The 23,314-nt window shown below is 55.0% G+C and carries 21 protein-coding genes; 11 read left to right on the forward strand and 10 right to left on the reverse strand.

The genetic code is table 11. The features are described from left to right. Nucleotide 1 precedes the first annotated feature (1 nt). Nucleotides 2-604, reverse strand: coding sequence for a hypothetical protein (locus ACJJJA_RS03810; protein ID WP_444903765.1), 603 nt, complete (start codon nucleotides 602-604; stop codon nucleotides 2-4). A 170-nt stretch (nucleotides 605-774) separates the two neighbouring features. After that, the gene (gene uvrA, locus ACJJJA_RS03815; RefSeq protein ID WP_444883692.1) at nucleotides 775-3,600 is read right to left on the reverse strand and encodes an excinuclease ABC subunit UvrA; all 2,826 of its coding nucleotides are present in this window, start codon (nucleotides 3,598-3,600) and stop codon (nucleotides 775-777) included. 160 nt (nucleotides 3,601-3,760) lie between these two features. On the opposite strand from uvrA, the gene ACJJJA_RS03820 reads away from it, so the two are divergent. From ACJJJA_RS03820 to ACJJJA_RS03835, 4 genes are all read left to right on the forward strand, one after another. Continuing rightward, a complete protein-coding gene (locus ACJJJA_RS03820; RefSeq protein ID WP_444903766.1) occupies nucleotides 3,761-5,167 on the forward strand; it encodes a mannose-1-phosphate guanylyltransferase/mannose-6-phosphate isomerase in 1,407 nt (468 codons plus the stop codon). Nucleotides 5,168-5,257: 90 nt separating this feature from the next. Next, on the forward strand, nucleotides 5,258-6,439 hold the full coding sequence (locus tag ACJJJA_RS03825; protein WP_444903767.1) for an MFS transporter: 1,182 nt from the start codon (nucleotides 5,258-5,260) through the stop codon (nucleotides 6,437-6,439). Between the two features lie 161 nt (nucleotides 6,440-6,600). Beyond that, nucleotides 6,601-7,188, forward strand: coding sequence for a single-stranded DNA-binding protein (gene ssb / locus ACJJJA_RS03830; RefSeq protein ID WP_252084431.1), 588 nt, complete (start codon nucleotides 6,601-6,603; stop codon nucleotides 7,186-7,188). 14 nt (nucleotides 7,189-7,202) lie between these two features. Next, a complete protein-coding gene (locus tag ACJJJA_RS03835) occupies nucleotides 7,203-8,051 on the forward strand; it encodes a sugar nucleotide-binding protein (RefSeq protein WP_444903768.1) in 849 nt (282 codons plus the stop codon). Nucleotides 8,052-8,116: 65 nt separating this feature from the next. Here ACJJJA_RS03835 and fabB read toward each other — a convergent pair whose 3' ends face one another. After that, on the reverse strand, nucleotides 8,117-9,340 hold the full coding sequence (gene fabB / locus ACJJJA_RS03840; RefSeq protein ID WP_444887964.1) for a beta-ketoacyl-ACP synthase I: 1,224 nt from the start codon (nucleotides 9,338-9,340) through the stop codon (nucleotides 8,117-8,119). A 65-nt stretch (nucleotides 9,341-9,405) separates the two neighbouring features. Continuing rightward, nucleotides 9,406-9,930 (reverse strand): 3-hydroxyacyl-[acyl-carrier-protein] dehydratase FabA, encoded by a 525-nt coding sequence (gene fabA / locus ACJJJA_RS03845; RefSeq protein WP_444883698.1) that lies wholly within the window; start codon nucleotides 9,928-9,930, stop codon nucleotides 9,406-9,408. A 276-nt stretch (nucleotides 9,931-10,206) separates the two neighbouring features. On the opposite strand from fabA, the gene galU reads away from it, so the two are divergent. Both galU and ACJJJA_RS03855 read left to right on the forward strand, forming a co-directional pair. Then, a complete protein-coding gene (gene galU, locus ACJJJA_RS03850; protein ID WP_444883699.1) occupies nucleotides 10,207-11,055 on the forward strand; it encodes a UTP--glucose-1-phosphate uridylyltransferase GalU in 849 nt (282 codons plus the stop codon). After that, entirely contained in the window at nucleotides 11,056-12,405 is a 1,350-nt protein-coding gene (locus ACJJJA_RS03855) for a phosphohexomutase domain-containing protein (protein WP_444903769.1), read from the forward strand. It abuts the gene before it with no gap. 142 nt (nucleotides 12,406-12,547) lie between these two features. On the opposite strand, the gene ispB is transcribed toward ACJJJA_RS03855, so the two are convergent. Further along, complete coding sequence (gene ispB, locus ACJJJA_RS03860) at nucleotides 12,548-13,510, reverse strand: octaprenyl diphosphate synthase (RefSeq protein ID WP_444883701.1); 963 nt, start codon at nucleotides 13,508-13,510, stop codon at nucleotides 12,548-12,550. Between the two features lie 247 nt (nucleotides 13,511-13,757). Here ispB and rplU point away from each other — a divergent pair, with 247 nt between their 5' ends. The 4 genes from rplU to proB all read left to right on the forward strand — a co-directional run bounded on the left by rplU (nucleotide 13,758) and on the right by proB (nucleotide 17,007). Then, nucleotides 13,758-14,069: a 50S ribosomal protein L21 gene (gene rplU, locus ACJJJA_RS03865; protein ID WP_252084438.1), complete on the forward strand. Its 312-nt coding sequence runs from the start codon at nucleotides 13,758-13,760 to the stop codon at nucleotides 14,067-14,069. 17 nt (nucleotides 14,070-14,086) lie between these two features. Further along, a complete protein-coding gene (gene rpmA, locus ACJJJA_RS03870) occupies nucleotides 14,087-14,344 on the forward strand; it encodes a 50S ribosomal protein L27 (protein ID WP_067086922.1) in 258 nt (85 codons plus the stop codon). A gap of 199 nt (nucleotides 14,345-14,543) precedes the next feature. Beyond that, entirely contained in the window at nucleotides 14,544-15,749 is a 1,206-nt protein-coding gene (gene cgtA, locus ACJJJA_RS03875) for an Obg family GTPase CgtA (RefSeq protein ID WP_444903770.1), read from the forward strand. A 121-nt stretch (nucleotides 15,750-15,870) separates the two neighbouring features. After that, nucleotides 15,871-17,007 (forward strand): glutamate 5-kinase, encoded by a 1,137-nt coding sequence (gene proB, locus ACJJJA_RS03880; protein WP_444903771.1) that lies wholly within the window; start codon nucleotides 15,871-15,873, stop codon nucleotides 17,005-17,007. A 70-nt stretch (nucleotides 17,008-17,077) separates the two neighbouring features. Here proB and rpsT read toward each other — a convergent pair whose 3' ends face one another. The 5 genes from rpsT to ACJJJA_RS03905 all read right to left on the reverse strand — a co-directional run bounded on the left by rpsT (nucleotide 17,078) and on the right by ACJJJA_RS03905 (nucleotide 21,628). Continuing rightward, complete coding sequence (gene rpsT / locus ACJJJA_RS03885) at nucleotides 17,078-17,344, reverse strand: 30S ribosomal protein S20 (protein WP_020411431.1); 267 nt, start codon at nucleotides 17,342-17,344, stop codon at nucleotides 17,078-17,080. A gap of 143 nt (nucleotides 17,345-17,487) precedes the next feature. Next, nucleotides 17,488-19,521, reverse strand: a complete 2,034-nt coding sequence (locus tag ACJJJA_RS03890) for an ATP-binding protein (RefSeq protein WP_444903772.1) — start codon at nucleotides 19,519-19,521, stop codon at nucleotides 17,488-17,490. Between the two features lie 49 nt (nucleotides 19,522-19,570). Then, complete coding sequence (pdsR, locus tag ACJJJA_RS03895; protein WP_252084443.1) at nucleotides 19,571-20,260, reverse strand: proteobacterial dedicated sortase system response regulator; 690 nt, start codon at nucleotides 20,258-20,260, stop codon at nucleotides 19,571-19,573. 220 nt (nucleotides 20,261-20,480) lie between these two features. Beyond that, nucleotides 20,481-21,167: an OmpA family protein gene (locus ACJJJA_RS03900; protein WP_444903773.1), complete on the reverse strand. Its 687-nt coding sequence runs from the start codon at nucleotides 21,165-21,167 to the stop codon at nucleotides 20,481-20,483. Between the two features lie 152 nt (nucleotides 21,168-21,319). Continuing rightward, on the reverse strand, nucleotides 21,320-21,628 hold the full coding sequence (locus ACJJJA_RS03905; RefSeq protein WP_444887970.1) for a hypothetical protein: 309 nt from the start codon (nucleotides 21,626-21,628) through the stop codon (nucleotides 21,320-21,322). A 4-nt stretch (nucleotides 21,629-21,632) separates the two neighbouring features. On the opposite strand from ACJJJA_RS03905, the gene murJ reads away from it, so the two are divergent. Continuing rightward, nucleotides 21,633-23,243, forward strand: coding sequence for a murein biosynthesis integral membrane protein MurJ (gene murJ / locus ACJJJA_RS03910; protein ID WP_444883707.1), 1,611 nt, complete (start codon nucleotides 21,633-21,635; stop codon nucleotides 23,241-23,243). Nucleotides 23,244-23,314 lie beyond the last annotated feature (71 nt).

A 23,314-nucleotide genomic window follows, 5' to 3' on the forward strand; every position in this document is an offset into this window, starting at 1 on the left:
TTCAACTTGTAGGGCAAGACTTTACCTCTGAAGAAATTTGTACACCTTTTGATTCATAGCAGTCGCCCAGAGGTGAGCAAAAACATGCTTTCACTTCAATGTCATTTCTTAATGCATTTAACTTTGTCCAAAGTGGTTCATTGGCGGATGTTCTTTGAAGTGTCAAGAATTTTAGGGAGAAATGTGAAGCGATAATGGCTTGTTCCAATATTACTGTGTTTAAGCCACTCCTTGCCGCGAGAGTGCTTTCTCCTTTATTTTCTAGCTCGTGAATCGTCTGATATAAATTTTTTTCTTCTTTGTGGCAGCAAGAGGTTAGAAACGCTTCAAAGTCTGAGTAAGTCTTATCATGATAAGTGAACTCTAGAGACTTCAGAATTGCGGGTCCCGAGCCGGCGTTATGTAATGAGAAGATTATAGTTGGTTTTTGTGTCGCTCCATCAAAGTTTCCTTGATCAAATTTAACCACAGGCATAGTCATAACTCGGACTTGTTTGTTTGCGGCCTTGGCTTGCAGATAAGTGGCATAAAAAGAGGCTATAGAAATTAAAATTGCGCATAATGCAATTATTAAGTTGAGCCTTTCTTTATTGAGAAAATTCATTTATTTAGGTCTTTAAAAGGTAAGGGGAGTCTTCGAGTAATTCACAGAGGCACTTCTCTTGCTTCAGGGGGGAGCCCCCTGAAGCAAGACGAAAATACTCAGAGTCTTTTAAGAGCAGCATAGAGATTTGCCAGAAAAGTACCGAGGGGCCAAGCGCTCTGGCCATCAATTTATCCAAGCATGGGTTTAAGGAAGCGGCCGGTATGGGAAACTTTCATTTCTGCCACATCCTCTGGAGTCCCTGCTGCAATAATCTGTCCTCCACCGGAGCCGCCTTCCGGGCCCAGGTCCACAATCCAGTCAGCAGTTTTGATCACATCTAGATTGTGTTCGATAACCACGATGGTATTGCCGTGATCGCGCAGGCGATGTAAGACATCCAGTAATAATTGGATGTCGGCAAAATGCAGGCCAGTGGTGGGTTCGTCAAGGATATACAAGGTTTGGCCGGTGTCGCGCTTGGACAGTTCACGGGAGAGTTTTACTCGCTGCGCTTCGCCACCGGAAAGTGTGGTGGCCGCCTGGCCAAGTTTGATATAGGAGAGACCGACATCCATCAGAGTTTGTAATTTCTTGGCAATTGCGGGCACGGGGTCAAAAAACTCTCTCGCATCTTCCACTGTCATTTCCAATACCTCGTGAATATTTTTGCCTTTGTAATGTACTTCCAGGGTCTCGCGGTTGTACCGTTTACCATGGCAGGTGTCGCAGGGCACATAGATATCCGGTAGAAAATGCATTTCCACTTTGATCACACCGTCGCCCTGACAAGCCTCACAGCGACCACCTTTTACATTAAAGCTGAAACGGCCTGGCTTGTAGCCACGTGAGCGTGCTTCCTGGGTACCGGCAAATAGCTCTCGAATCGGGGTAAAAATACCTGTGTAGGTGGCCGGATTAGACCTCGGGGTGCGGCCGATAGGGCTCTGATCGATATCCACACATTTATCGAAATGCTCTAACCCATGAACGGACTCATAAGGGGAGGCCTTCAAGGTGGTGGCTTTATTGAGTGCTGTGGCAGCAAGAGGGTAGAGGGTGGTATTGATTAGGGTAGATTTACCAGAGCCCGAGACACCAGTGACACAGGTAAAGAGGCCTACGGGGATTTCCAGGTCTACGTTTTGCAAATTGTTGCCGCTGGCACCTTCGAGGCGCAGCATATAGTCCTCGTTGGGGATATAGCGCTCTTCCGGTACAGCAATTTTCTTTTTTCCGGACAGGTACTGTCCGGTGAGAGATTTTTTACACTTGGTGATTTTATCCGCGGTACCAGCCGCGACGACTTCGCCACCGTGAACACCGGCACCGGGGCCTATATCGACAATAAAGTCGGCACTGCGGATAGCGTCCTCATCGTGCTCAACGACAATGACTGTGTTACCGATATCGCGTAGATGGGTAAGAGTGTTAAGTAGGCGTTCGTTGTCCCGTTGGTGTAAGCCAATAGAAGGCTCGTCGAGGATATACATTACGCCCACCAGGCCGGCCCCGATCTGGCTGGCCAGGCGAATCCGCTGTGCCTCACCGCCAGATAGAGTTTCTGCGCTGCGATTCAGAGTTAGGTAGTTGAGCCCCACATCTACCAGGAAGCGAAAGCGATCGCGCAGCTCTTTAAGAATTTTATCGGCAATTTCTTTTTGGGCACCTCTGAAGGTCAGCTCGTGATCAAAATAGTTGAAAGCATCGCCGACGGGCAGCTCGGTAATCTGTGCCAGGGTACGATTATCCACAAAGACATGACGGGCCTCGCGGCGCAGTCGGGTGCCATGGCACTCAGGGCATTTTTGTGTGCTCAGGTATTTGGCCAGTTCTTCGCGTACAGATTGGGATTCCGTGTCCCGATAACGGCGTTGGAAGTTGGGAATAATGCCCTCGAAAGTGTGCTGCCGCACGGTAACATCACCGCGATCATTCACATAGCTGAAGTCGATTTCCTCATCGCCGCTGCCCTGTAAAATGATCTTGCGGTGCCCCTTGCGTAGTTTCTTCCAGGGTTTGTCCAGATCGAAGCCGTAGTGCTCGGCGAGGGAGTCGAGCATGTGATAGTAGTAGATGTTGCGTCTGTCCCAACCGCGAATAGCACCCTCGGAGATGCTGCTCTCTGGGTCGAGAATCACCTTATCCTCGTCAAAGAACTGCTTAACCCCCAGGCCGTCGCAACTGGGGCAGGCGCCGGCCGGGTTGTTGAAGGAAAACAGGCGCGGTTCCAGTTCGTCCAGTGAATAGTCACAGACGGGGCAGGCGTGGCGTGCGGAAAAAAGTCGGTCTTCCTGGTCACCATCCATAAAACTGATGGAAGCGATGCCATCGGTGAGATTCAAAGCAGTTTCGAAGGACTCCGCCAGGCGTAACTGCAGGTCATCGCGCACCTTAAAGCGGTCTACCACAACCTCTACGGTGTGCTTGCGTCGCTTGTCCAGCTTGGGCGTGTCGTCCAGATCACAGATAACGCCATCGATACGTGCTCGAACGAAGCCGTCACGGCGCAGCTGTTCAAATACATGCTGGTGCTCGCCCTTGCGGTCGCGTACTACGGGTGCCAGTAGCATCAGCTTAGTGCTCTCCGGCAGGGTCAGTACCTGATCCACCATCTGGCTCACGGTCTGGGCCTGTAGCGGTTCGTCGTGTTCCGGGCAGCGCGGTTCGCCGACACGGGCGAACAACAGTCTGAGGTAGTCGTAAATCTCAGTAATGGTGCCCACGGTGGAGCGCGGGTTGTGGGAGGTGGACTTCTGCTCAATGGAGATGGCCGGCGACAGTCCCTCAACAGTATCCACATCCGGCTTTTCCATCATCGATAGGAATTGCCGTGCATAGGTGGACAGGGATTCCACATAGCGGCGCTGGCCTTCAGCGTAAAGGGTGTCAAAGGCCAGGGAGGATTTACCGGAACCAGACAGTCCGGTTATCACGATCAGCTTGTCGCGGGGGATGTCCAGATCGATATTTTTCAGGTTGTGGGTGCGAGCACCCCTCACATAAATCGTGTCCACGCTCTACCTATATTGCTGCTAATACTGGGCCGGGCCACGGACTTGCTCCGCACGGGGCGATCACAACTGCGGTGCCGGGAAAACAGCCGAGTATAAACTCGCGACCCAATGTGCCAAAATCGTCTACCGCAAAAAACCAACCGATGAACAGAAAGCGCTGATGATCCCTGTAATTCTTTGTGGCGGCACTGGCTCGCGCCTGTGGCCACTGTCCCGGGAAACCTACCCAAAGCAATTTTTGCCGCTAACAGGTGAAGAAACCATGTTGCAGGCCACCGCGAGGCGGTTGGAAGGCGTGGCACAGCTACAGGCTCCGATTTTAGTGTGCAATGAGGAGCATCGCTTTGCTGCAGCGGAGCAGTTGCGCGAGATTGGTCACGGTGCCCAATCTATTTTGCTGGAGCCCTGTGCGCGCAATACGGCACCCGCTATCGCTCTGGCGGCCATAGCAGCGCTTGAATCTGGTGAAGACCCCCTGCTACTGATACTGCCGGCGGACCACGCGGTGGCCGATGTGGCGGCCTTTCAGGAGGCACTCAAGCCTGCCCGGGCCTTAGCTGAGCAGGGACATTTGGTGACTTTTGGTATTGTTCCGACTCGGGCAGAGACCGGTTACGGCTATATCCGCCGCGGAGAGGCGCTCTCTGCCGGTGTATGGTCGGTAACAGAGTTTGTCGAGAAGCCAGATGCCGATACCGCCGAGTCCTACCTGGCGGATGGCGGTTATTCCTGGAACAGCGGTATGTTTCTGTTCCGCGCCTCCCGCTATCTGGAGGAGCTGGGCCAGCATCGAGAAGATATCCTCAATGCCTGTCGCACTGCTTACGAGCAGGCGGCTCGAGATCTGGACTTTACCAGGGTGGATAGAGAGGCCTTCGCCGCTTGCGCCGATGAATCTGTGGATTATGCGGTTATGGAGCCTACCGAGTCTGCGGCTGTAGTACCTATGGATGCTGGCTGGAGCGATGTGGGCTCCTGGCTGGGATTGTGGGAGCTGGCCGAGCGGGATGGCGACGACAATCTGCTGCAAGGAGATGTGTTGCAGGAAGACAGCAGCGGTTGCCTGGTGCGTGCGGAGAGTCGCCTGGTCAGTTTGCTCGGTGTAGAGGACCTGGTGGTGGTGGATACCGACGATGCTCTGCTAATTGCTGACAAGCAGCGGGTTCAGGAGGTGAAGAAACTGGTGGGAAGCCTCAAGCGCTCCGGCCGCAGCGAGGCCCAGCGACACCGCAAGGTGTATAGACCTTGGGGTTACTACGACTCTATCGATGCGGGCCCGCGTTTTCAGGTAAAACGCATCGTGGTTAAGCCTGGACAACAGCTTTCACTGCAGATGCACCACCACCGCGCGGAGCACTGGATTGTGGTGCGTGGCACCGCAAGGGTGACCCGCGGTGATGAAGAGCTGCTGGTTACCGAGAATCAATCCACCTATATCCCCCTGGGGGTGACGCACCGGTTGGAAAATCCCGGCACCATCCCTCTGGAGCTGATCGAGGTGCAGTCCGGCAGCTACCTGGGCGAGGACGATATAGTCCGTTTCGATGACGACTATGGTCGAGGCTAGATCTCCGCGAAAGTTGTACTGCTCCCACTACAGCCTGGCGCTCACTCGCTGTACAATGCGCGCCCACTTTGACGCTGTTCCGGGAGCTGCATGAATTCTATTGAGCGCCGAGCCCTGGGTGGGCTGGCTTCCCTTTATGTGTTTCGCATGCTCGGCCTGTTTATGGTGCTGCCGGTGCTCACGGTGTACGGTGAAGGCTATCGTGATAGCGCTCCGATGCTGCTGGGGTTGGCCATGGGTGCCTACGGTTTGAGTCAGGCCTTATTGCAGATTCCGCTGGGACTTCTGTCTGATCGCTGGGGCCGAAAACCCGTAATTTATACCGGCCTGGCGCTATTCGCCCTAGGCAGTATCGTCGCTGCTCAGACAGATTCCGTATATGGGCTGATTGTCGGCCGGGTGTTGCAGGGGTGTGGAGCGATCGCTGCCGCAGTGATGGCGCTGGTGGCTGATTTGACCCGGGATGAAAAGCGCGGCATTGCCATGGCCGTGATCGGGGCCTCGATCGGTGTGGCCTTTATGTTGGCGGTAATACTGGGCCCGGCACTCGCGGGTGCTGGCGGACTGCCGGCCATTTTCTGGCTGACAGCAGCACTGGCCGTACTCGGCATGTTGCTGGTATGGCGGGTGGTACCAACCCCTCAAGTAGCAAAGCGCCCTGCGGTATTTAAGGGTGGTTTCCGCAAAGTATTGGGTAGTGGCCTGACCTGGCGCCTGGTCAGCGGGGCCTTCTTTTCTCACTTACTATTGACGGCGCTGTTTGTGGCATTGCCACTGGTGCTAGTCGATCGCCTGGATTGGCCGGCGGATGAGCACTGGAAACTTTATGGTCCGCTAATGCTGGGCACCTTTATCATTATGCTGCCCTTAATGCGTGTGGCCGAGCGCTCTGGCAAAGTGCCGCTTGCGCTGAACCTGGCGGCGCTTGCTCTGGTGGCTGGCAGCGCGGCGTTACTGCCGATGAATGGAACAATAGCAGTTGTACTGCTGCTGAGTATTTTCTTTGTGGGCTTCAATCTGTTGGAAGCCTTACTGCCGGCCCAGTTGACTCGCAAAGCCCCGGAGGATGCCCGTGGGGCAGCTTCGGGCCTGTATGCGACGCTACAGTTTTTTGGCACCTTTGTCGGCGGCAGTCTGGGCGGATATCTGTATGGACTCGGTGGCGCCAGTGCTGTAGCGGGGCTCGGTTTTGCTGTAGTGGTAACTTGGATGCTGCTTTGGTGGGCTCTGCGCGAGCGGCTCTCCGATATCCGTGAGGGTAGCGCTTACTAACAGTGGGTGTCTGTTGTATGCTGCTGTATAAAAATACACTGTCTGCAGCTGTAAGTGGCTGCATGCTTACATACTCAGAGTACGAGTGAAACCGTACCTGAAATTTAATATTGAATGATTAGTGCTCCGGGTGGGACCCGGGTCGAAGAGAGGAGAGGGCCATGGCCAGGGGTATCAACAAAGTAATCTTAATTGGCAATCTGGGTAATGACCCAGAAACCAAATATATGCCGAGCGGTGGTGCGGTTACCAACATCAGCTTAGCCACCAGCGAGAGCTGGAAGGATAAGCAGACTGGCCAGCAGCAGGAGCGCACTGAATGGCACCGCGTAGTATTTTTCAACCGCTTGGCAGAGATTGCCGGTGAGTATTTACGTAAAGGTGCAAAGGTCTATGTAGAAGGTTCGCTGCGCACGCGTAAATGGCAGGATAAGAATACTGGTCAGGATCGCTACACTACGGAGATTGTTGCCAGCGAAATGCAAATGCTGGATGGTCGCGGAGAGCAGGGCGGTTTCGGTCAGGGTATGGGCGGTGCCGCAATGGGTGCGGCAGGTGCAGCTATGGGGAGCCAGATGGGCGGTCAGCAAGGCGGTTACGAACAGCAGGGCGGTTTCCAGCAAGGTGGCTATCAGCAGGGTAATCAGGGGCGCCCGGCTCCCAGTAACCAACAGCAACCTGCGCAGCAGCAAAGCCAGGGCCCTGCCGGTGGTTTTGATAATAGCTTTGACGACGATATCCCCTTCTAAAACAGGCCTGTCCTGTGTCTGATCTACATACCGGATATAAGCCGGATCGGGTTGCGCTGATTCGCGCCGGAAACGATATCGATAGCGCGCTGCAGAAACGCCTGCAGCGTGCTGGTTTCCGTACACAGCTGCTCGCACCCGCAGAACTCGATAAGTTGCGCCCCGCCTCTATTGTCATTAATGCGTCGGCATGCGCGGATGACCAGGGTATGCCGGAAGCCCTAGAGGTTGCTGAGTCATTGGTACAGTGCTCCTGTCAGCATGTTATTCACCTCTCTTCCTATGCGGTCTTTGCCGGTGGTGAACCGAGGAAATATGACGAGGATGAGGTGGCGGCACCTCAATCTCATAGTGGGCGGCAATGGCTGGCTTGTGAGGAAGCCTTATCAGGATGTGAGAATCTGACAGTTCTGCGTTTTGGCTGGATGGTGGATAGCAACCCGGATGCTCTGCTGGGGCGGGTGTTACGGGGTTTTGTGACGGGTGAGCCGGTCACACTGGATGGCTGTAATAGCGGTAATCCGGTCACGGCCCTGGATCTGGCTCGTGTTGCAGTTGCAGTGGCGCAGCAACTAGCCAGTGGCGCTGAGGCTAGGGGGATCTATCACTACGGCAGCTCGGATGACTGTACTGCGGTGGAGTTTGCTCTTGAGGTTGTGGAGCGAGCCCAGTCACTCTACGACGAGGGCAGGTTCGCACAATTCAGCGCACTGGAAACCGGGCCGGACCAGAACCGGGGGGTGGTGTTGGCCTGTGGTAAGTTGCGCGATGTCTTTGGCATACAGCAGCATAGCTGGCGCCAAGGCCTCACTAGGCAGGTGGAGCTGTGGCTGGAGCGTCTGGATACGGAGACGCAGGAATAGCTTTAGAGCGATTGTAAAAAGGGCGCCAATGTGGCGCCCTTTTTATTTGGATCAAGATAACGGCTTTAAACTTTATCGAAAATCAGGCACGCGTTGGTACCACCGAAACCAAAGCTGTTGGACATGGCACGCTTAATCTCGCACTCGCGCAATTCAGTGACTAGATCCATCCCTTCCGCTTCTGGGTCCCGGTGTTCCACATTGGCGGAAGCGGCAATAAAGTTATTTTGCATCATTAGCAGACTGTAGATGGCCTCCTGCACGCCGGCAGCGCCGAGGGAGTGTCCGGTTAGAGACTTGGTGGAGGCAAATGCGGGCACTTTGCCGGCAAAGACTTCGCTCATGGCTTTTAGCTCAGCGATATCGCCGACCGGGGTTGAGGTGCCGTGGGTGTTGATGTAGTCCACACCGCCTTGAAGCCCTTTGCCATCCATACCTGCCAGGGCTTGTTGCATGCAGCGCACTGCGCCTTCTCCACTCGGGGCCACCATATCGTACCCATCAGAAGTTGCGCCGTAGCCAGTGAGTTCGGCGTAAATGGTTGCGCCGCGGGCGAGTGCATGGTCCATTTCTTCCAGAATCAGACAGCCACCACCACCGGCGATAACAAAACCATCCCGATCGGCATCGTAGGGGCGTGAGGCCTTAGTGGGGTCGTCGTTAAACTTGCTCGATAGAGCGCCCATGGCGTCGAACAGGTGCGTGAGACTCCAGGCCAGTTCCTCACCGCCACCGGCGAAGACAATATCCTGTTTGCCCATCTGAATCAGCTCGGCACCGTTGCCGATGCAGTGGGCACTTGTGGCACAGGCGGAGGAGATACTGTAGTTCACACCTTTGATTTTATAGGGTGTGGATAAGCAGGCTGAAACGGTGCTGTTCATCACCTGGGGAACTCGGTAGGCGCCGACACGGCGAACCCCCTTTTCCTTGAGCGTGTGTGCGGCATCAATAATATTTTGGGTGGAGGTGCCGCCGGAACCCATCACAATGCCGGTTCGAGGGTTGGAGATGTCTTTCTCCTCCAAGCCGGACATTTCGATTGCCTCTCGCATGGCGATGTAAGCATAGGCTGCTGCATCTCCCATAAAGCGCAGTTGCTTGCGGTCTATATGCTCTTTGAAATCAATATCCACAGGGCCTGCAACCTGGCTGCGCAGGCCTAGCTCTTTGTACTCCTCCTGGAAGCGGATACCGCTGCGGCCTGCTCTTAGTGAATCGGTAACTTCTTTTGTATTGGTACCGATACAGGATGTGATGCCCATCCCGGTAATGACTACCCGACGCATAGTGATCTCCAACAGTACTTGGTAGTAAAGGCCTTTAAAGTTTTGCCCGCCTGAGCTTAATAAAGTTAAAAGTTATCAGTACGAGTAAATAAACCAACGCGAAGGTCTTTTGCAGTGTAGATTTCACGCCCATCCACCGACACAGTGCCATCGCCAATACCCATAACCAGCTTTCGTTCAACAAGCCGACTCATTTGAATGTGGTAGGTTACCTTCTTGCTGGTAGGTAAAATTTGACCGGTAAACTTTACCTCCCCACAGCCGAGGGCACGGCCATGTCCGGGATTACCCTTCCAGGCCAAAAAATAGCCTAGGAGCTGCCACATAGCATCGAGCCCCAAGCACCCGGGCATTACCGGGTCACCGGGAAAGTGGCAATCAAAAAACCAGAGGTCGGGGTGTATATCCAGCTCGGCGATGACTTCACCCTTATCATATGCTCCCCCCTCTTTTGATATATGGGTGATACGGTCAAGCATCAGCATGTTGGGGGCGGGCAATTGTGCATTGCCTGGACCAAACATCTCTCCGCTGGAGCAGGTCAGTAGCTCCTCTCTGTTGTAGCTACTTTTTTGAACAAAATTACTCATCTTCTCCCCGGCTTTGGGTGGTTACGCAACTCATGTTGAGCGTTTTTGTAAGAGCGGGCATTCTAAGCGCTGTGTGTCGCTTGTCCAGTCAGTCAAAATTATTTTTGTGACTGTCGTAGTAATTACCTTCACAACATCTTATATGATCATTTGTGTAGAGCGCTGACACATTGGAGGAATTTGGCGTCATCCTTTGTAAGTGAACTCTCTTTTTAGCTATGTTAGGTTCCCGCCCGGCGCGGAGGAGCGCTCGTTTTAAGTTCATGGGGGAGCATAATGCTCAAGAAATGTTTATTCCCGGTTGCCGGTTACGGCACCCGTTTCCTGCCAGCCACTAAGGCGATGCCGAAGGAAATGTTGCCACTGGTGAACAAGCCGTTGGTGCAGTATGGGGTAGAAGAGGCTATCGAAGCCGGCCTTACAGAGATAGGTTTCGTTACTGGACGTGGTAAGCGCGCTATTGAGGACCACTTTGATACCAATTACGAGCTGGAGCACCAAATTGCCGGAACTGGCAAAGAGCGCTATTTGGACTCTGTTCGGAAGGTGATTGACAGTGCCAGCTTTTCTTATACCCGCCAAGGCGAAATGCGTGGTTTAGGCGATGCGATATTACAGGGACGCCGCTTGGTGGGGGATGAGCCATTTGGGGTAGTGTTGGCGGATGACCTGTGTCTGAATAATGACCTTGGCGTACTTTCGCAGATGGTGCAGCTTTACAAGCAGTTTCGCTGCAGCATAGTGGCCGTCGAAGAAGTGCCTATGGAGCAGATTCATAAATTCGGTGTGATTGCCGGCAATGAAATCAAGCCGGGCCTATACCAGGTAACGGATATGGTGGAAAAGCCGGCCGCTGAAGATGCGCCAAGCAACAAGGCAATCATAGGTCGCTATATTCTCACCCCAGATATTTTTGATCTCATCCGTGACACCCCGCCGGGCAAAAATGGAGAAGTGCAAATTACCGATGCGCTGCTGACCCAGGCGCGCCAGGGTTGTGTTCTTGCTTACGCTTTTAAAGGGCGGCGCTTTGACTGTGGCTCTGTGGAAGGGTTTATTGAGGCCACTAACCACGTCTTTGAAAATGTGTATCTGCCGGAACAGGCTGCCGAGGAGAAAAAATAAGTGTCAGAGTTGACCTGCTTTAAAGCCTATGACTTGCGTGGCCGGGTGCCTGATGAGCTGAATACCGAAGTGGCTTATCGGGTGGGGCGGGCATTTGCCCAATTTCTGGGGGCGAAACGTGTTGTCGTTGGTCATGATATTCGACTCACCAGTGGTGAGCTGACGGATGCCCTGGTGAATGGTTTGCGCGATGCTGGTACCGATGTCTTCCACATTGGTGAATGCGGCACCGAAGAAGTGTATTTCGCTACTTTCCATGGTGATTTTGATGGCGGTATTTGTGTTACCGCGAGCCATAACCCCATGGATTACAATGGCATGAAGTTTGTTCGCGCGGGTAGTAGGCCGATTAGTGGGGATACCGGGTTATTGGAAATCAAGCGCCTGGCAGAGGAAAACCACTTCGCTCCTGTTGCAGAGCGCGGTGGACTGCAGAGCTTTGAGCACAGGCCGGCTTTTGTTGAGCACTTACTGGGTTATGTTGATAGTAAAGCGCTGAAGCCTTTGAAGCTGGTAGTGAATGCGGGCAATGGTGGTGCAGGTGCAGTTGTCGATGCGTTAGCCCCTCACTTGCCTTTTGAGTTTGTGCGGGTTCACCATCAGCCAGATGGGAATTTTCCCAACGGTATCCCCAACCCAATCCTACCGGAAAACCGTGCCTCTACTGCAGAGGCGGTGCGTGAGAGTGGCGCCGACTTTGGTATTGCCTGGGATGGAGATTTTGACCGCTGTTTCTTCTTCGATGAAAACGGTGATTTTATCGAGGGCTACTATGTGGTCGGCCTGCTTGCCGAGGCCTTCCTGGTCAAGCACAAAGGCGCCAAAGTGGTCCACGATCCGCGCCTGCTGTGGAATACGGAAGATATTGTGCGTGCTGCTGGGGGTGAGCCGGTTCAGAGTAAAACTGGCCATGCCTTTATTAAGGAGCGCATGCGCAAAGAAGATGCTATTTATGGTGGTGAGATGAGTGCACACCATTATTTCCGTGACTTCGCCTACTGCGATAGTGGCATGATCCCCTGGTTGTTGGTGGCGGAGCTCGTCAGCCGAAGTGGTAAAACTCTGTCCCAGTTGGTCGGGGAGCGCATGGCGGCTTTCCCTTGCTCGGGTGAGATCAACTCCAAGGTGCAGGATGCGGCAGCCGTTATTAAAGCTGCAGAGGAAAAGTATGGTGCAGATGCACTCAGTGTCGAGCACGTGGATGGTCTGAGCGTGGCTTATGCCGAGTGGCGCTTTAATTTACGCATGTCCAATACTGAACCCGTGATTCGCCTCAATGTTGAGTCCCGCGGGGATAAGGCTTTGATGCGTGAGAAGACCGAAGAGCTACTAAAGCTAATTCGTTCATGATTTCCTGATCAGCTCTGAATAGGCTTCATGAGCTGCCGCCTTGAAATTAAAAAAGCCCCATTTTATGGGGCTTTTTTGATGGGTGCTGGTTTACGGCATCTGGCCTTCTCGTATCCAGGGCTAGGACGATACTCCGAGCTTGCTAGACATTTCTCTCCACGGCAAAGCTGGCTAGTTGTTGTAGTGCGGTTTTTTGATCACTCTCGGGTAGGAAATCCAGCTGAGTTTTGGCATCCTCCACGGCAGCGCGGGCCCGCTCCATGGTGTAATCCAGTGCTCCGCAGGCCTCAATAGCCTCGACAATTTCTACCAGCTTTGCTGCACTGCGCTGTTCAATTGCCGCCTTTACCAGAGCCGCCTGGTTTTGGCTGCCATTGGCCATGGTGTAGATCAGGGGAAGTGTGGGCTTGCCCTCCGCAAGATCGTCGCCGACATTTTTGCCTAGTTCTTCCGGGTTGCCTCGATAGTCCAGGGCGTCATCCACCAGCTGGAATGCGAGGCCTAAATGGCGTCCATACAGTTTCAGGGCATTTTGTTCCTTGGCAGAACAGTCGGCCAAAACGGCGGCGGTCTCACAGGCCGCTTCGAACAATGCTCCGGTTTTCTTGTAAATTACACTGAAGTAGTTTTCTTCGCCGACCTCTGGGTCGCCGGCGTTTACCAGCTGCTGTACTTCACCTTCGGCAATGGTATTGGTGGTGTCAGAGAGGATTGCCATGATGCGCATGTCCTGTAGGGCAATCATCATCTGGAAGGCACGGGAGTATAGAAAGTCTCCCACCAGGACGCTGGGTGCATTGCCCCATTTGGCATTGGCGGTAAGGCGGCCGCGGCGCATATCGGAGGTGTCCACCACATCATCGTGTAGCAGGGTGGCGGTGTGGATAAATTCGATAATGGTGGCCAAATCAATATGGCCCTCATCTTGGTAGTTACAGGCCCTGGCACATAGCAGTACCAGCAGGGGTCGCAGGCGTTTGCCGCCGGCCTCAACCAAGTAGTGGCCTATATTTTCCACCAGGGGGACATCCGAGTGCAGTTGGTCGAGAATACGCTGGTTGACCGCGGCAAAGTCTTCGGCGGCGACCCGGTGAAAAGGCAGCATTTGAGAGTTCCTTAATACGACTAGACAGGCGCCCCCGAAGGCTCGGGCGGCAGAGGGCCGCTATTGTATCAACCCGGCGAATTGATTAGAATCTGCGCCCCGTCGATTGCGGGCTCCGCGGCTTTACTGTTGTTGGTGCCGCCGGCGAAATAGATGTTAAACAACACGGCGCAAGCTCCCGAAATGCGGAGCAGTGACTCGATAGTCCTCCCGCTGCTTCGTGTCGTCCATACCGGAGCATAGAAATATGTACGCTGTTATTGAGAGCGGTGGCAAGCAACACCGTGTAGAAGAAGGCGAAGTACTTCGCCTGGAAAAGCTGGAAGTAGCTACTGGCGAAACCATCGATTTCGACAAAGTGCTGATGGTCGTTGATGGCGACAAAATCAACATCGGCGCTCCCGTTGTAGACGGCGCTAAAGTATCTGCTGAAGTGGTAAGCCACGGCCGCGGCGAGAAAGTGAAGATCATCAAATTCCGCCGTCGTAAGCACTCCATGAAGCGCCAGGGCCACCGTCAGTGGTACACCGAAGTTAAAATCACTGGCATCAAGGCATAAGAGAGGAGTAACGACTCATGGCACATAAGAAAGCTGGCGGTAGTACGCGAAATGGTCGCGATTCCGAGAGTAAACGCCTGGGCGTGAAGCGCTTTGGCGGCCAAGCTGTAGCGGCAGGCAACATCATCGTTCGTCAACGTGGCACCAAGTTCCACGCTGGTGTTAACGTTGGTATGGGCAAAGACCACACCCTGTTCGCCACTGCGGACGGCGTTGTGAAGTTTGAAGTTAAAGGCCCCAACAACCGCAAGTTCGTTTCTATCGAAACTGCTTAAGCGGTCGCAAGCCCTAGCTTCATAAAAAGCCCCGCTATTGCGGGGCTTTTTTGTTGGGGCAGCCCTAATAGAGGGGTGGTGGGAAGTTGGGGCGGCAGATGCCTGCGAGTGGCGGCTTGTCGGCTGGTATGATGAATATGATGGTAGGTGTGTGTATGTGCGCACCGGATGAGACAACCGCTGTGGCGGTGGAGTGATTATGAAGTTTGTCGATGAGGCGCCCATATTTGTGCAGGCGGGTAAAGGCGGCAATGGCTGCCTGAGTTTCCGCAGGGAAAAGTTTGTAGAGAAGGGTGGTCCGGACGGCGGTGACGGCGGTGATGGCGGTTCCGTCTACCTGGAGGCCGATGATTCCCTCAACACTCTGGTAGATTACCGCTACCAGCCCCGTTACGCCGCTGAGAGCGGCCAGCCTGGCCGTGGGCGTAACTGTACTGGGGCCAAAGGGGAAGACCTTGTTCTTAAAGTGCCTGTGGGTACCACAGTAATCGATGTGGATACCGGTGAAGCTGTTGGTGATATGACCCGGGCCGGTGAGCGCCTGCTGGTCGCCCAGGGGGGCTTTCACGGTTTGGGTAATACGCGCTTTAAATCGAGTACTAACCGAGCCCCTCGCCAGACCACCAATGGTAGCGAGGGTGAGCTTCGCAGCCTGAAGTTGGAGTTGAAGGTGCTTGCGGATGTGGGAATGTTGGGGTTGCCCAACGCCGGCAAATCCACGTTTATTCGGGCGGTATCGGCGGCCAAGCCTAAGGTGGCTAACTATCCCTTCACGACCTTGGTGCCAAACCTAGGCGTGGTACAGGTACAGCGGCATCGCAGTTTTGTGATTGCCGATATTCCGGGTTTGATTGAGGGGGCGGCTCAAGGAGCAGGCCTGGGTATTCGTTTCCTCAAGCATTTAACTCGCTGCCGGGTGCTCCTGCATCTGGTAGACCTGGCGCCATTTGATGGTTCGGACCCAGTGGAGAACGCCCGCGCTATCGAGCGTGAACTGGCTAGTTTTAGCGATACTCTGGCGGGTCGCGAGCGCTGGTTGGTACTGAATAAGACCGACCTGGTGCCTGCTGCTGAACTGGAAGAGCGCTGTCAGTCAGTTGTGGATGCGCTGGGCTGGAAAGGGCCGGTGTTCCGGGTGGCGGCTATTCGCGGTGAGGGTACGGATGTGCTTAGCGGCCGCTTGATGGATTACCTGGAGGAGCGCCAAGAGCTGGAGGATCTCGATCCGGAATTGGCTGAGGCTGAACTGGAGGCGCAGCGTCAGATGCAGCGCGAAGCCCGCGAGCGTATCGAGGAGCTTCGGGATAGCCATCGCGCCAAACGCAGGGCTGCCAAGGGGCATGTCGATGATGACGAAGATTGGGATGATGACGATCACGATGTCGATATTGAGTATCGCTCCTGAATCGTATGTTTCCGGTGACTAATCTGTGCTGCCGCGCAGAATTTCTGTCAGCTCCGGCTCTTTACCGGCAATGTGATGATAATTCGATAGGCCCCTAGGGGCCGGTGTCCAGGGAGGAAGTATGGGCTCCGTATCAGTGTCCCGTAGAGGGCTTTCTAAGGGGCAGCGCTGGGTGGTAAAAATTGGCAGTGCCCTGCTTACTGATAATGGTCGTGGCGTCAATAATTCGGCGATCTGCGCCTGGGTGGCGCAGATCGCCGAATTGCGCCAGCAGGGTGTTGAAGTGGTGTTGGTTTCTTCTGGGGCAGTAGCCGCGGGTATGGATCGTCTCGGCTGGAACCTCAGACCGGAGTCGATCCATCAGTTGCAGGCCGCAGCTGCGATAGGGCAGAGCCATCTGGTGCAGGTCTATGAGCAGGCTTTCGGTCGCTTCGATATACGCAGCGCGCAGATTTTGCTGGATCATGATGATCTCTCCAATCGCACTCGTTACCTCAATGCGCGCAGTACATTGCGAACACTGCTCTCCTTGGGAGCTGTGCCGATCGTCAATGAAAACGATACCGTTGTAACCGATGAAATACGTTTCGGCGATAACGACACCTTGGCGGCGTTGGTGGCTAACCTTGTCGAGGCGGATGCCCTGTTGATTTTGACCGATGCCGATGGGCTCTTTACCGAAGATCCTCGCGATAACCCCGATGCGGAGCTCGTTGGTGAGGCCTCGGCGCTGGATCCGAGGCTGCTGGGGATGGCGGGGGACTCCCGCAGTGGTCTGGGACGAGGAGGTATGACCACCAAAGTACGCGCAGCACAACTGGCGGCTCGTTCCGGTGCCTGCACTGTGATTGCCGGGGGTGCCAGAGAGGGAGTGGTAACGCGGGTATGGAAGGGCGAGGATTTGGGAACTCTCCTGCTTCCGGAGGCGGACCCCTTGGCGGCGAGGAAGCGCTGGCTTGCCGGGCAGCTACAGGTGCGCGGTAGTCTCACTCTCGATAGTGGTGCTGAGAGGGCCTTGCGAGATGGTGGTAAGAGTTTGCTATCGGTGGGGGTGACTGCGGTGCAGGGGCGTTTTCACCGGGGAGACCTGGTTTCCTGTCTTGATGGTGCGGGTCATGAGATCGCCCGTGGTCTTGTAAATTACGATAGCAGTGAGAGTGCCAGGATTCTCGGGCAGTCATCGGAGCGCTTTGTTGAGTTGCTCGGCTATCGTGATGACGATGAGTTGATACACAGAGATAACCTTATCTTGCTCTAGCAGAAGCGCTGGCTTTCAGGCATAAAAAAACCCCGCATTGCGGGGTTTTTTGTGTCTGCTACCTAAAGAATTAGGCGGCGAGAGCTTTAACCTGAGCGTTCAGGCGGCTCTTGTGACGAGCGGCTTTATTCTTGTGAATAATGCCTTTGTCTGCCATGCGGTCGATAACGGGAACCGCTTCTGCGTATGCAGTTTTTGCTTTTTCAGCGTCGCCTGCATCGATGGCCGCAACTACCTTCTTAATGTAGGTGCGCACCATGGAGCGCAGACTGGCGTTATGCATGCGGCGCTTGTCGTTCTGGCGCGCGCGTTTCTTCGCTTGAGGTGAGTTGGCCACCGGTTGCTCCTGTCTGGAATCTATAAATCTGTAACTAACAGGCCCTGGGGCCCGATCGGGACGCGACATTATCCCCACAGCTGGTTGTTTGTCAACCATCTGGGCAGATAGCTTGCGCTTTGTCTGCCAGTGCTGGTGCGTGATTAGCGGGTCGGCAGTTTTAGGCTGAACTCCACACCGCTATTATCTGTGCGATTTCGAGCCTCCAAGCGGGCTCGGTGAAAGTCAGCAATCAATTTAGCGATATGCAATCCAAGGCCCAAATGCCCAGCGTTGTCACCTTCCTTACGCACAGATACCAGGGAATCGAACAGCTTGTGTGCATAGCCATTGGGTAGCAATGGACCGTCGTTACTCACACTAATTAGGTATCCGTCCTTTTCGCTGTGGACTGCAAGCTGAATCTCACTGTGCTTTGGGGCGAAACTACAGGCATTGTCTACCAGCTTATCTAAAAGCTGTGCCAATAGCTCCGGCGCGCCCTCACAGCGAAGCTCTCCATTAGGCTTTTTCAGAGAAAATTGGTGGCGGGGGTGGGCGTCGCCATAGCACTGCACCATAACTTCCAGCAGGTCCGCCAAGTCAAAGCGCTCGCGCTCTGCCTGATGAATGCTGGCTTCCAGGTTGCTAGCCGCAGAGAGGCTGTTGAGGATGCCGGATAGGCGGGCACTGCCATCCAGTGCGCGTTCGGCATAGCGGCGGCTGTCTTCATCCAGTTTGCCGGTGGAGAGGTTATCGAGTGAAGAGCGCACCACCGCGAGAGGCGTGCGCAACTCGTGGGACAATTTACTGGCGAGGGTTCGCAGGTATTGGTGATACTGATCTAGCTCGCCTAGCAGACTGGCAAAGGCACGGTTAAGTGCGCCCAGTTCGTCTCTGGCAGAGGAGAGGGGAAAGTTGCCACGCAATTTGCCACTGCTGTCGACCGCATTGCGCGCAGCGTGGTGCAGCTTGCGAATGCGCCAAGATAGCCAGCTGGCGTAGCCGAGCAAAAACAGCAGTGCGGTTGCTGCTGCCGCACAGCTAATCAACCATAACCTGTGTGCGGCGCTATCGGTCATCGACTGCATAGCCTCAGCGGACTGCAACACAAGCACTCGTCCCAGCAGAGGCCTTTCTACGACTTCGTCAGCCCGGGTTATCACGGGCACACTGACTGCTCCTATACGCGACTGTAGTGGCCCGCCAAACCATTGCTCGGCTGTATCACGTCCAATGCCACTGCTTAGCGGCAGTTCATTTGGGGGTAGCTTTGGTAGCTCTTCCCTGGCAAGCAGTTTGCGATAAATCCAACTGCGCAGCCAGGGCCGCGGTGTGCTCTGCTCCTCAATGGCCACCTGTGGTTGGCCGTTACTGGCGAGCAAGAATCCTTCGCTGTCTACGACTGCCAAGCGCAGGTCTGGGCGGGCAAAGTGGTCCAATTCCCCCTGCAGCTTGGGCAGTGGAGCAACTAAGTGCCCCGGCAGGCCATCGGCGGGAAGGGTGCTGGTACTGTGAACTGGTGGGGAACCGTTGCTACTGGTGCGGTCGAGTATTTGAATGGACAGGCTGCCACGTGTGAGTGTGTAGGGAAGGCTGAGCTCTAGTTGATACCCCTTCGGTGAAGCGGTCCAGCGCCCGCGTAGGCGCAATTCGCGTTGGTAGCTGCCTTCGCGTGGATTGTGCCAAAAGGCCTCGACAGGCCCCCGGCTCGCCACCGGCAACAGATAATGGCGCCCATTGGTAAACAGCTGAACGGTATCCCCTCCGGCGAGCAGGTTTGTGCGAGGGTCCCGGTAGGCTGGGGTCTCATCACTTACTGTTAGAAGTAGGTAGATCTGATCAGCATACTGGCCGAGTGTGATCTGGGCCTGGGGCATGTGCTGCTCATTGAGCAGTTCTCGGGGAGTAAGCTCCCAGGGACGCCAATCGTCCCCGTAACCATCTACAACTGGAGGGTGGGAGAGGGGGTTTAAGTAGAGCTGGCTTCCAGGCGGTCTAGCATGGCGTGCGGGATCGGGAGCGATTAACTCTGGTGCGCTGGCCAGGCGCGCGGCAATTGCAGCAGCTGTGGCCTCGAGGGCCTGTAGTTGGCCCTGCGCCAGTGCCGCATCCACCTGACGGAGATACTGACACCCAGCCCAGGGCAGGGCCAGCGCCACAAGGCTCACCAATAGGAGTTGTCGGCGAAGTTTCATCTACGGGTCCCCGAAAAGCTGTAGACCGGCTGCTATGTTGCCAAGGCAATCAGAGCTGCCAGCGATAGCCCATGCCATAGGCTGTACCTATAGCGTTGAATTCATTATCCAGGGCCTGAAATTTTTTGCGGATTCTCTTTACGTGGGAGGTGATGGTGTTGTCATCCAGAACTACCCGAGCGGCCTCCATCAGCTGACTGCGGGACTTCACATGCCCGGGGCGCTTGGCTAGAGCGTGGACAATCCAGAATTCAGTGACAGTGAGATCAACTACCCTTCCGTCCCAGTGGCAATGCAACCGGGAAATATCCAATTCCAGCTTGCCCTGGGTAAGGCTCTCCCCTTCATCGCTCTGGTCGCGCAGTACGCTGACTCGGCGTAGCAGCGCGTTGATACGCGCCTGCATATGGGGCAGGGAGATATCCTTAGTGAGATAGTCGTCGGCGCCGAGGCGTAGTCCCGAAATAATATCCAGTTCGGAATCTCTGGCGGTGAGAAACAGGATTGGCAGACTGGGGGCCATAGCGCGCAGCTCCCTGCACAGTTCAAAACCGCCTTCCACTTCACTGCCGAGCCCGACGTCGATTACTGCCAGATCCGGCAGTCGCTGCCGAAAGGCTTCCATGGCTTCAATCCTTGCGCTGTAGAGATCGACTCGATAACCGCTGCGGCGCAATGCATCGCGGTAATTTTCGGCGATGGCGCGCTCGTCTTCGACAATAGCGATAGTTGCACTCATGGCTGATTCCGGCTGCTTCCTTTGTGGCGGAGAATCATGCACGAAATAGCAGCTTATTGGCAAAAAGGCGGGCGCAAATGGCCCGCAAGCACAACAGGGTTTTTTTCACGGAGGAGAGTTTGTGGCCATACTTTTAATCAGTCCACAGGCGCAATAGCGATTTGAAGTCACCTTGCGCAGCCGCGAGGATTTGTAGTCCATCGCGACTGTTTAGCAGTTGTTAGAAGTGTCCGGCCATGGATTCCGGTAGGGAAAATCGGATATCTACGCGGCGCTCCATGGCGTAGGCGTCGACATCGCCCTTGGGGGCCTCTGAGTAGGTGGAGCCCATAGCGCGACGGCTGATACGGGAGGCGTCAATACCCAGAGAGATCAGTGCCTGTTCAACACTTAGGGCACGTTGGTCAGAGAGCACGTTGTTGTAACCATCGCTGCCCCGTGGGTCTGCGTGTCCCTCGAGTTGAATCTGCAGGTGGGGGTGGCGTTTCAGGAAGTCTGCCATGGCATTCAGCTGTTGAAGCTGGGCGGTCTGGAGTTCGTCTTCCCCGGTGGTGAATAGCATCTGGAACTGTAATGAATCCAGTGCCACTTGGCTGGCATCATTCGCGGACAGTCGAGCCGCATCCAGTTGCTGTGCCAGGTTGCTGAGCTCTGCACGGCTCTCTGTCAGTTGTGTTGCCAGCATATCAGCCTCTTCTGCTTGCTTGACCTGTTCGCCGAGCCAGGCTCCACCGATTGCGCCGGCGATAAACCCGACAGGGCCCCCTACAGCGGCACCGGCAACGGCTGCCGTGGTAAAGACCGTGGCCTGCTTGGCCGGGGTCAGTTTCGATTCGTTGAGTTCATTCGCCTGGGTACCAGAGGCGATCAGGGAAGTCAGGGCTGCAACCATTAATGTTTTTTTCATTGCTTACTCTCCTTGGAGGCTTTCTTTTACTCGGTGGGGCTGTGTGTGGCCCGTTTGAGTGCTATTAAAAAGCTCCAAGGAGGCACTGGCGTGGCGCAGTGGTGGCAAATCGCTGCGCAATTGTGGCGAAAGATGGCAACCGGTGTGTCCTGTTATTTCAGGCGGTGGTAGCGCCGGTCGCGGGGCGAATCTACGCGGACACGCACACGCTGGGGGCGGGGGCCACGCATTATCGCAATGTAAAGCACAATCGCCAGTGCCAGGGCAATAATCAAAGCGTTAATGGTCATCCTGTCTTCTCCCCGCGCCACCGATTCCGTGGGACGCGTCACTAATTCACAGCTAGTATAGGCTCGTGGGCTCCAGGTCGTAGGAGCATAAAGATATCCATCCCTCAATGACTTTTGTGGAATTGCGGTAGACTTGCCGGCCAGCAGATATCGCCCAAATCCAGGAGTCACAGCGTTGCCCCAGTCGCCGCCCACCCAAGACCAGCCCGTCGAAAAAACCGGTACATCCAGACTCCTGCGCGGCAGCTCGGTGGTGGGGGCCGCAACGATGTTGTCCCGGGTTGCTGGCCTGGCCAGGGATATGGCCCTGGCGCGCTTTGCCGGGGCTGGGGATGCCGCCGATGCTTTTTTCGTGGCGTTTAAAATCCCTAACTTTTTCCGCCGCTTGTTTGCTGAGGGCGCCTTTGCTCAAGCATTTGTGCCGGTGTTGGCGGAGTACCGCCAAAAGGGGGGCATTGCTGCAGCACGAGAGCTCAATGATCGCGTCGCGGGAGCACTCGGCGGTGTTTTGTTGTTGGTTACTTTATTTGGCGTATTGTGCGCGCCTCTGGTGACGGGGATCTTTGCATTTGGCTGGTGGTGGGATGGCAGCGAAAGGGAAAAGTTTGAGCTCGCCACCGGCATGCTGCAAATTACCTTCCCCTACCTGATGTTGATCTCCCTGGCGGGTTTCACCGGCGCTATTCTGAACAGCTTTGATCGCTTTGCGATCCCGGCACTGACGCCAATTATGTTGAATCTGGTGTTGATTGGTGCGGCAACTATAGGTACGGCTTGGTTCGATCCGGAGATACTGGCCTTGGCTTGGGGTGTGCTTTTGGCCGGAGTGGTGCAATTGCTGTTTCAGCTGCCTTTTCTGGCGCGCGAGGGGTTATTGCCAAGGCCCAAGTGGGATTGGAGCCACCCGGGGGTGCGCAAAATTCTGCGCCTGATGGCTCCGGCAATTTTTGGAGTATCGGTCACTCAAATCAGTTTGGTATTGGATACGCTGCTGGCTTCATTCCTGCCCAGTGGCAGTGTCTCCTGGTTGTATTTTTCCGATCGCCTGACCGAATTACCGCTGGGGGTGTTTGGTGTGGCTGTGGCAACGGTGATATTGCCGAGCTTGTCTCGTTTGCACAGCGATGGAGACCCGCGCCGCTTTCGCCATACCCTCGACTGGGCGCTGCGCAGCGTTACCCTTATCTCCCTGCCTGCGGCGGTAGCCCTTGTGGTATTAGCTGAGCCGCTATTGACCACGCTATTCCAATACGGCCAGATGCAGCCCAGAGATATGCAGATGGCGGCCTGGTCCCTGCGAGCTTACGCCTTGGGGTTGTTGGCTTTTATGTTGATCAAAGTGCTAGCGCCGGGCTATTTTGCCCGTCAGGATACTTATACACCGGTGCGTTTCGGCTTGATCGCAATTTCGGCCAAGATGGTGTTGAGCCTTCTGTTTGTTATCCCGCTGAATCATTATTTTAAACTCGGTCATATGGGACTGGCGCTGGCTACCGCCTGCCAGGCGGCAATCAACGCCTGGTTACTGTACAAGGGTTTGCGCCGGGATGACGTTTACATGCCTGAGGCTGGTTGGGGGCGATTCCTATTGCGGTTGATAGCGGCGAATTTGGCGATGGTCGCTGTGCTGATGGGGCTCCTTCACGTCTGGGAAAGTTGGAGTGCCTGGGGCTGGTTTGAACGGGCCTGGCGTATGAGTGTAATAGTAGCCGCAGGGGGCTTGGCCTACCTGTTTACCCTGTTTGTGTCAGGCCTGCGCCCACGTCACTTCCGCGCCACCAGTTAACTTTGAATAGACGCCAATATGGCATGAATTGTATCGGCCAGTCGCTACTGGCCGCCCTGTGGGAATCCGCT

The sequence above is a fragment of the Microbulbifer mixtoriginis (SeqCode) genome, from assembly GCF_052466865.1.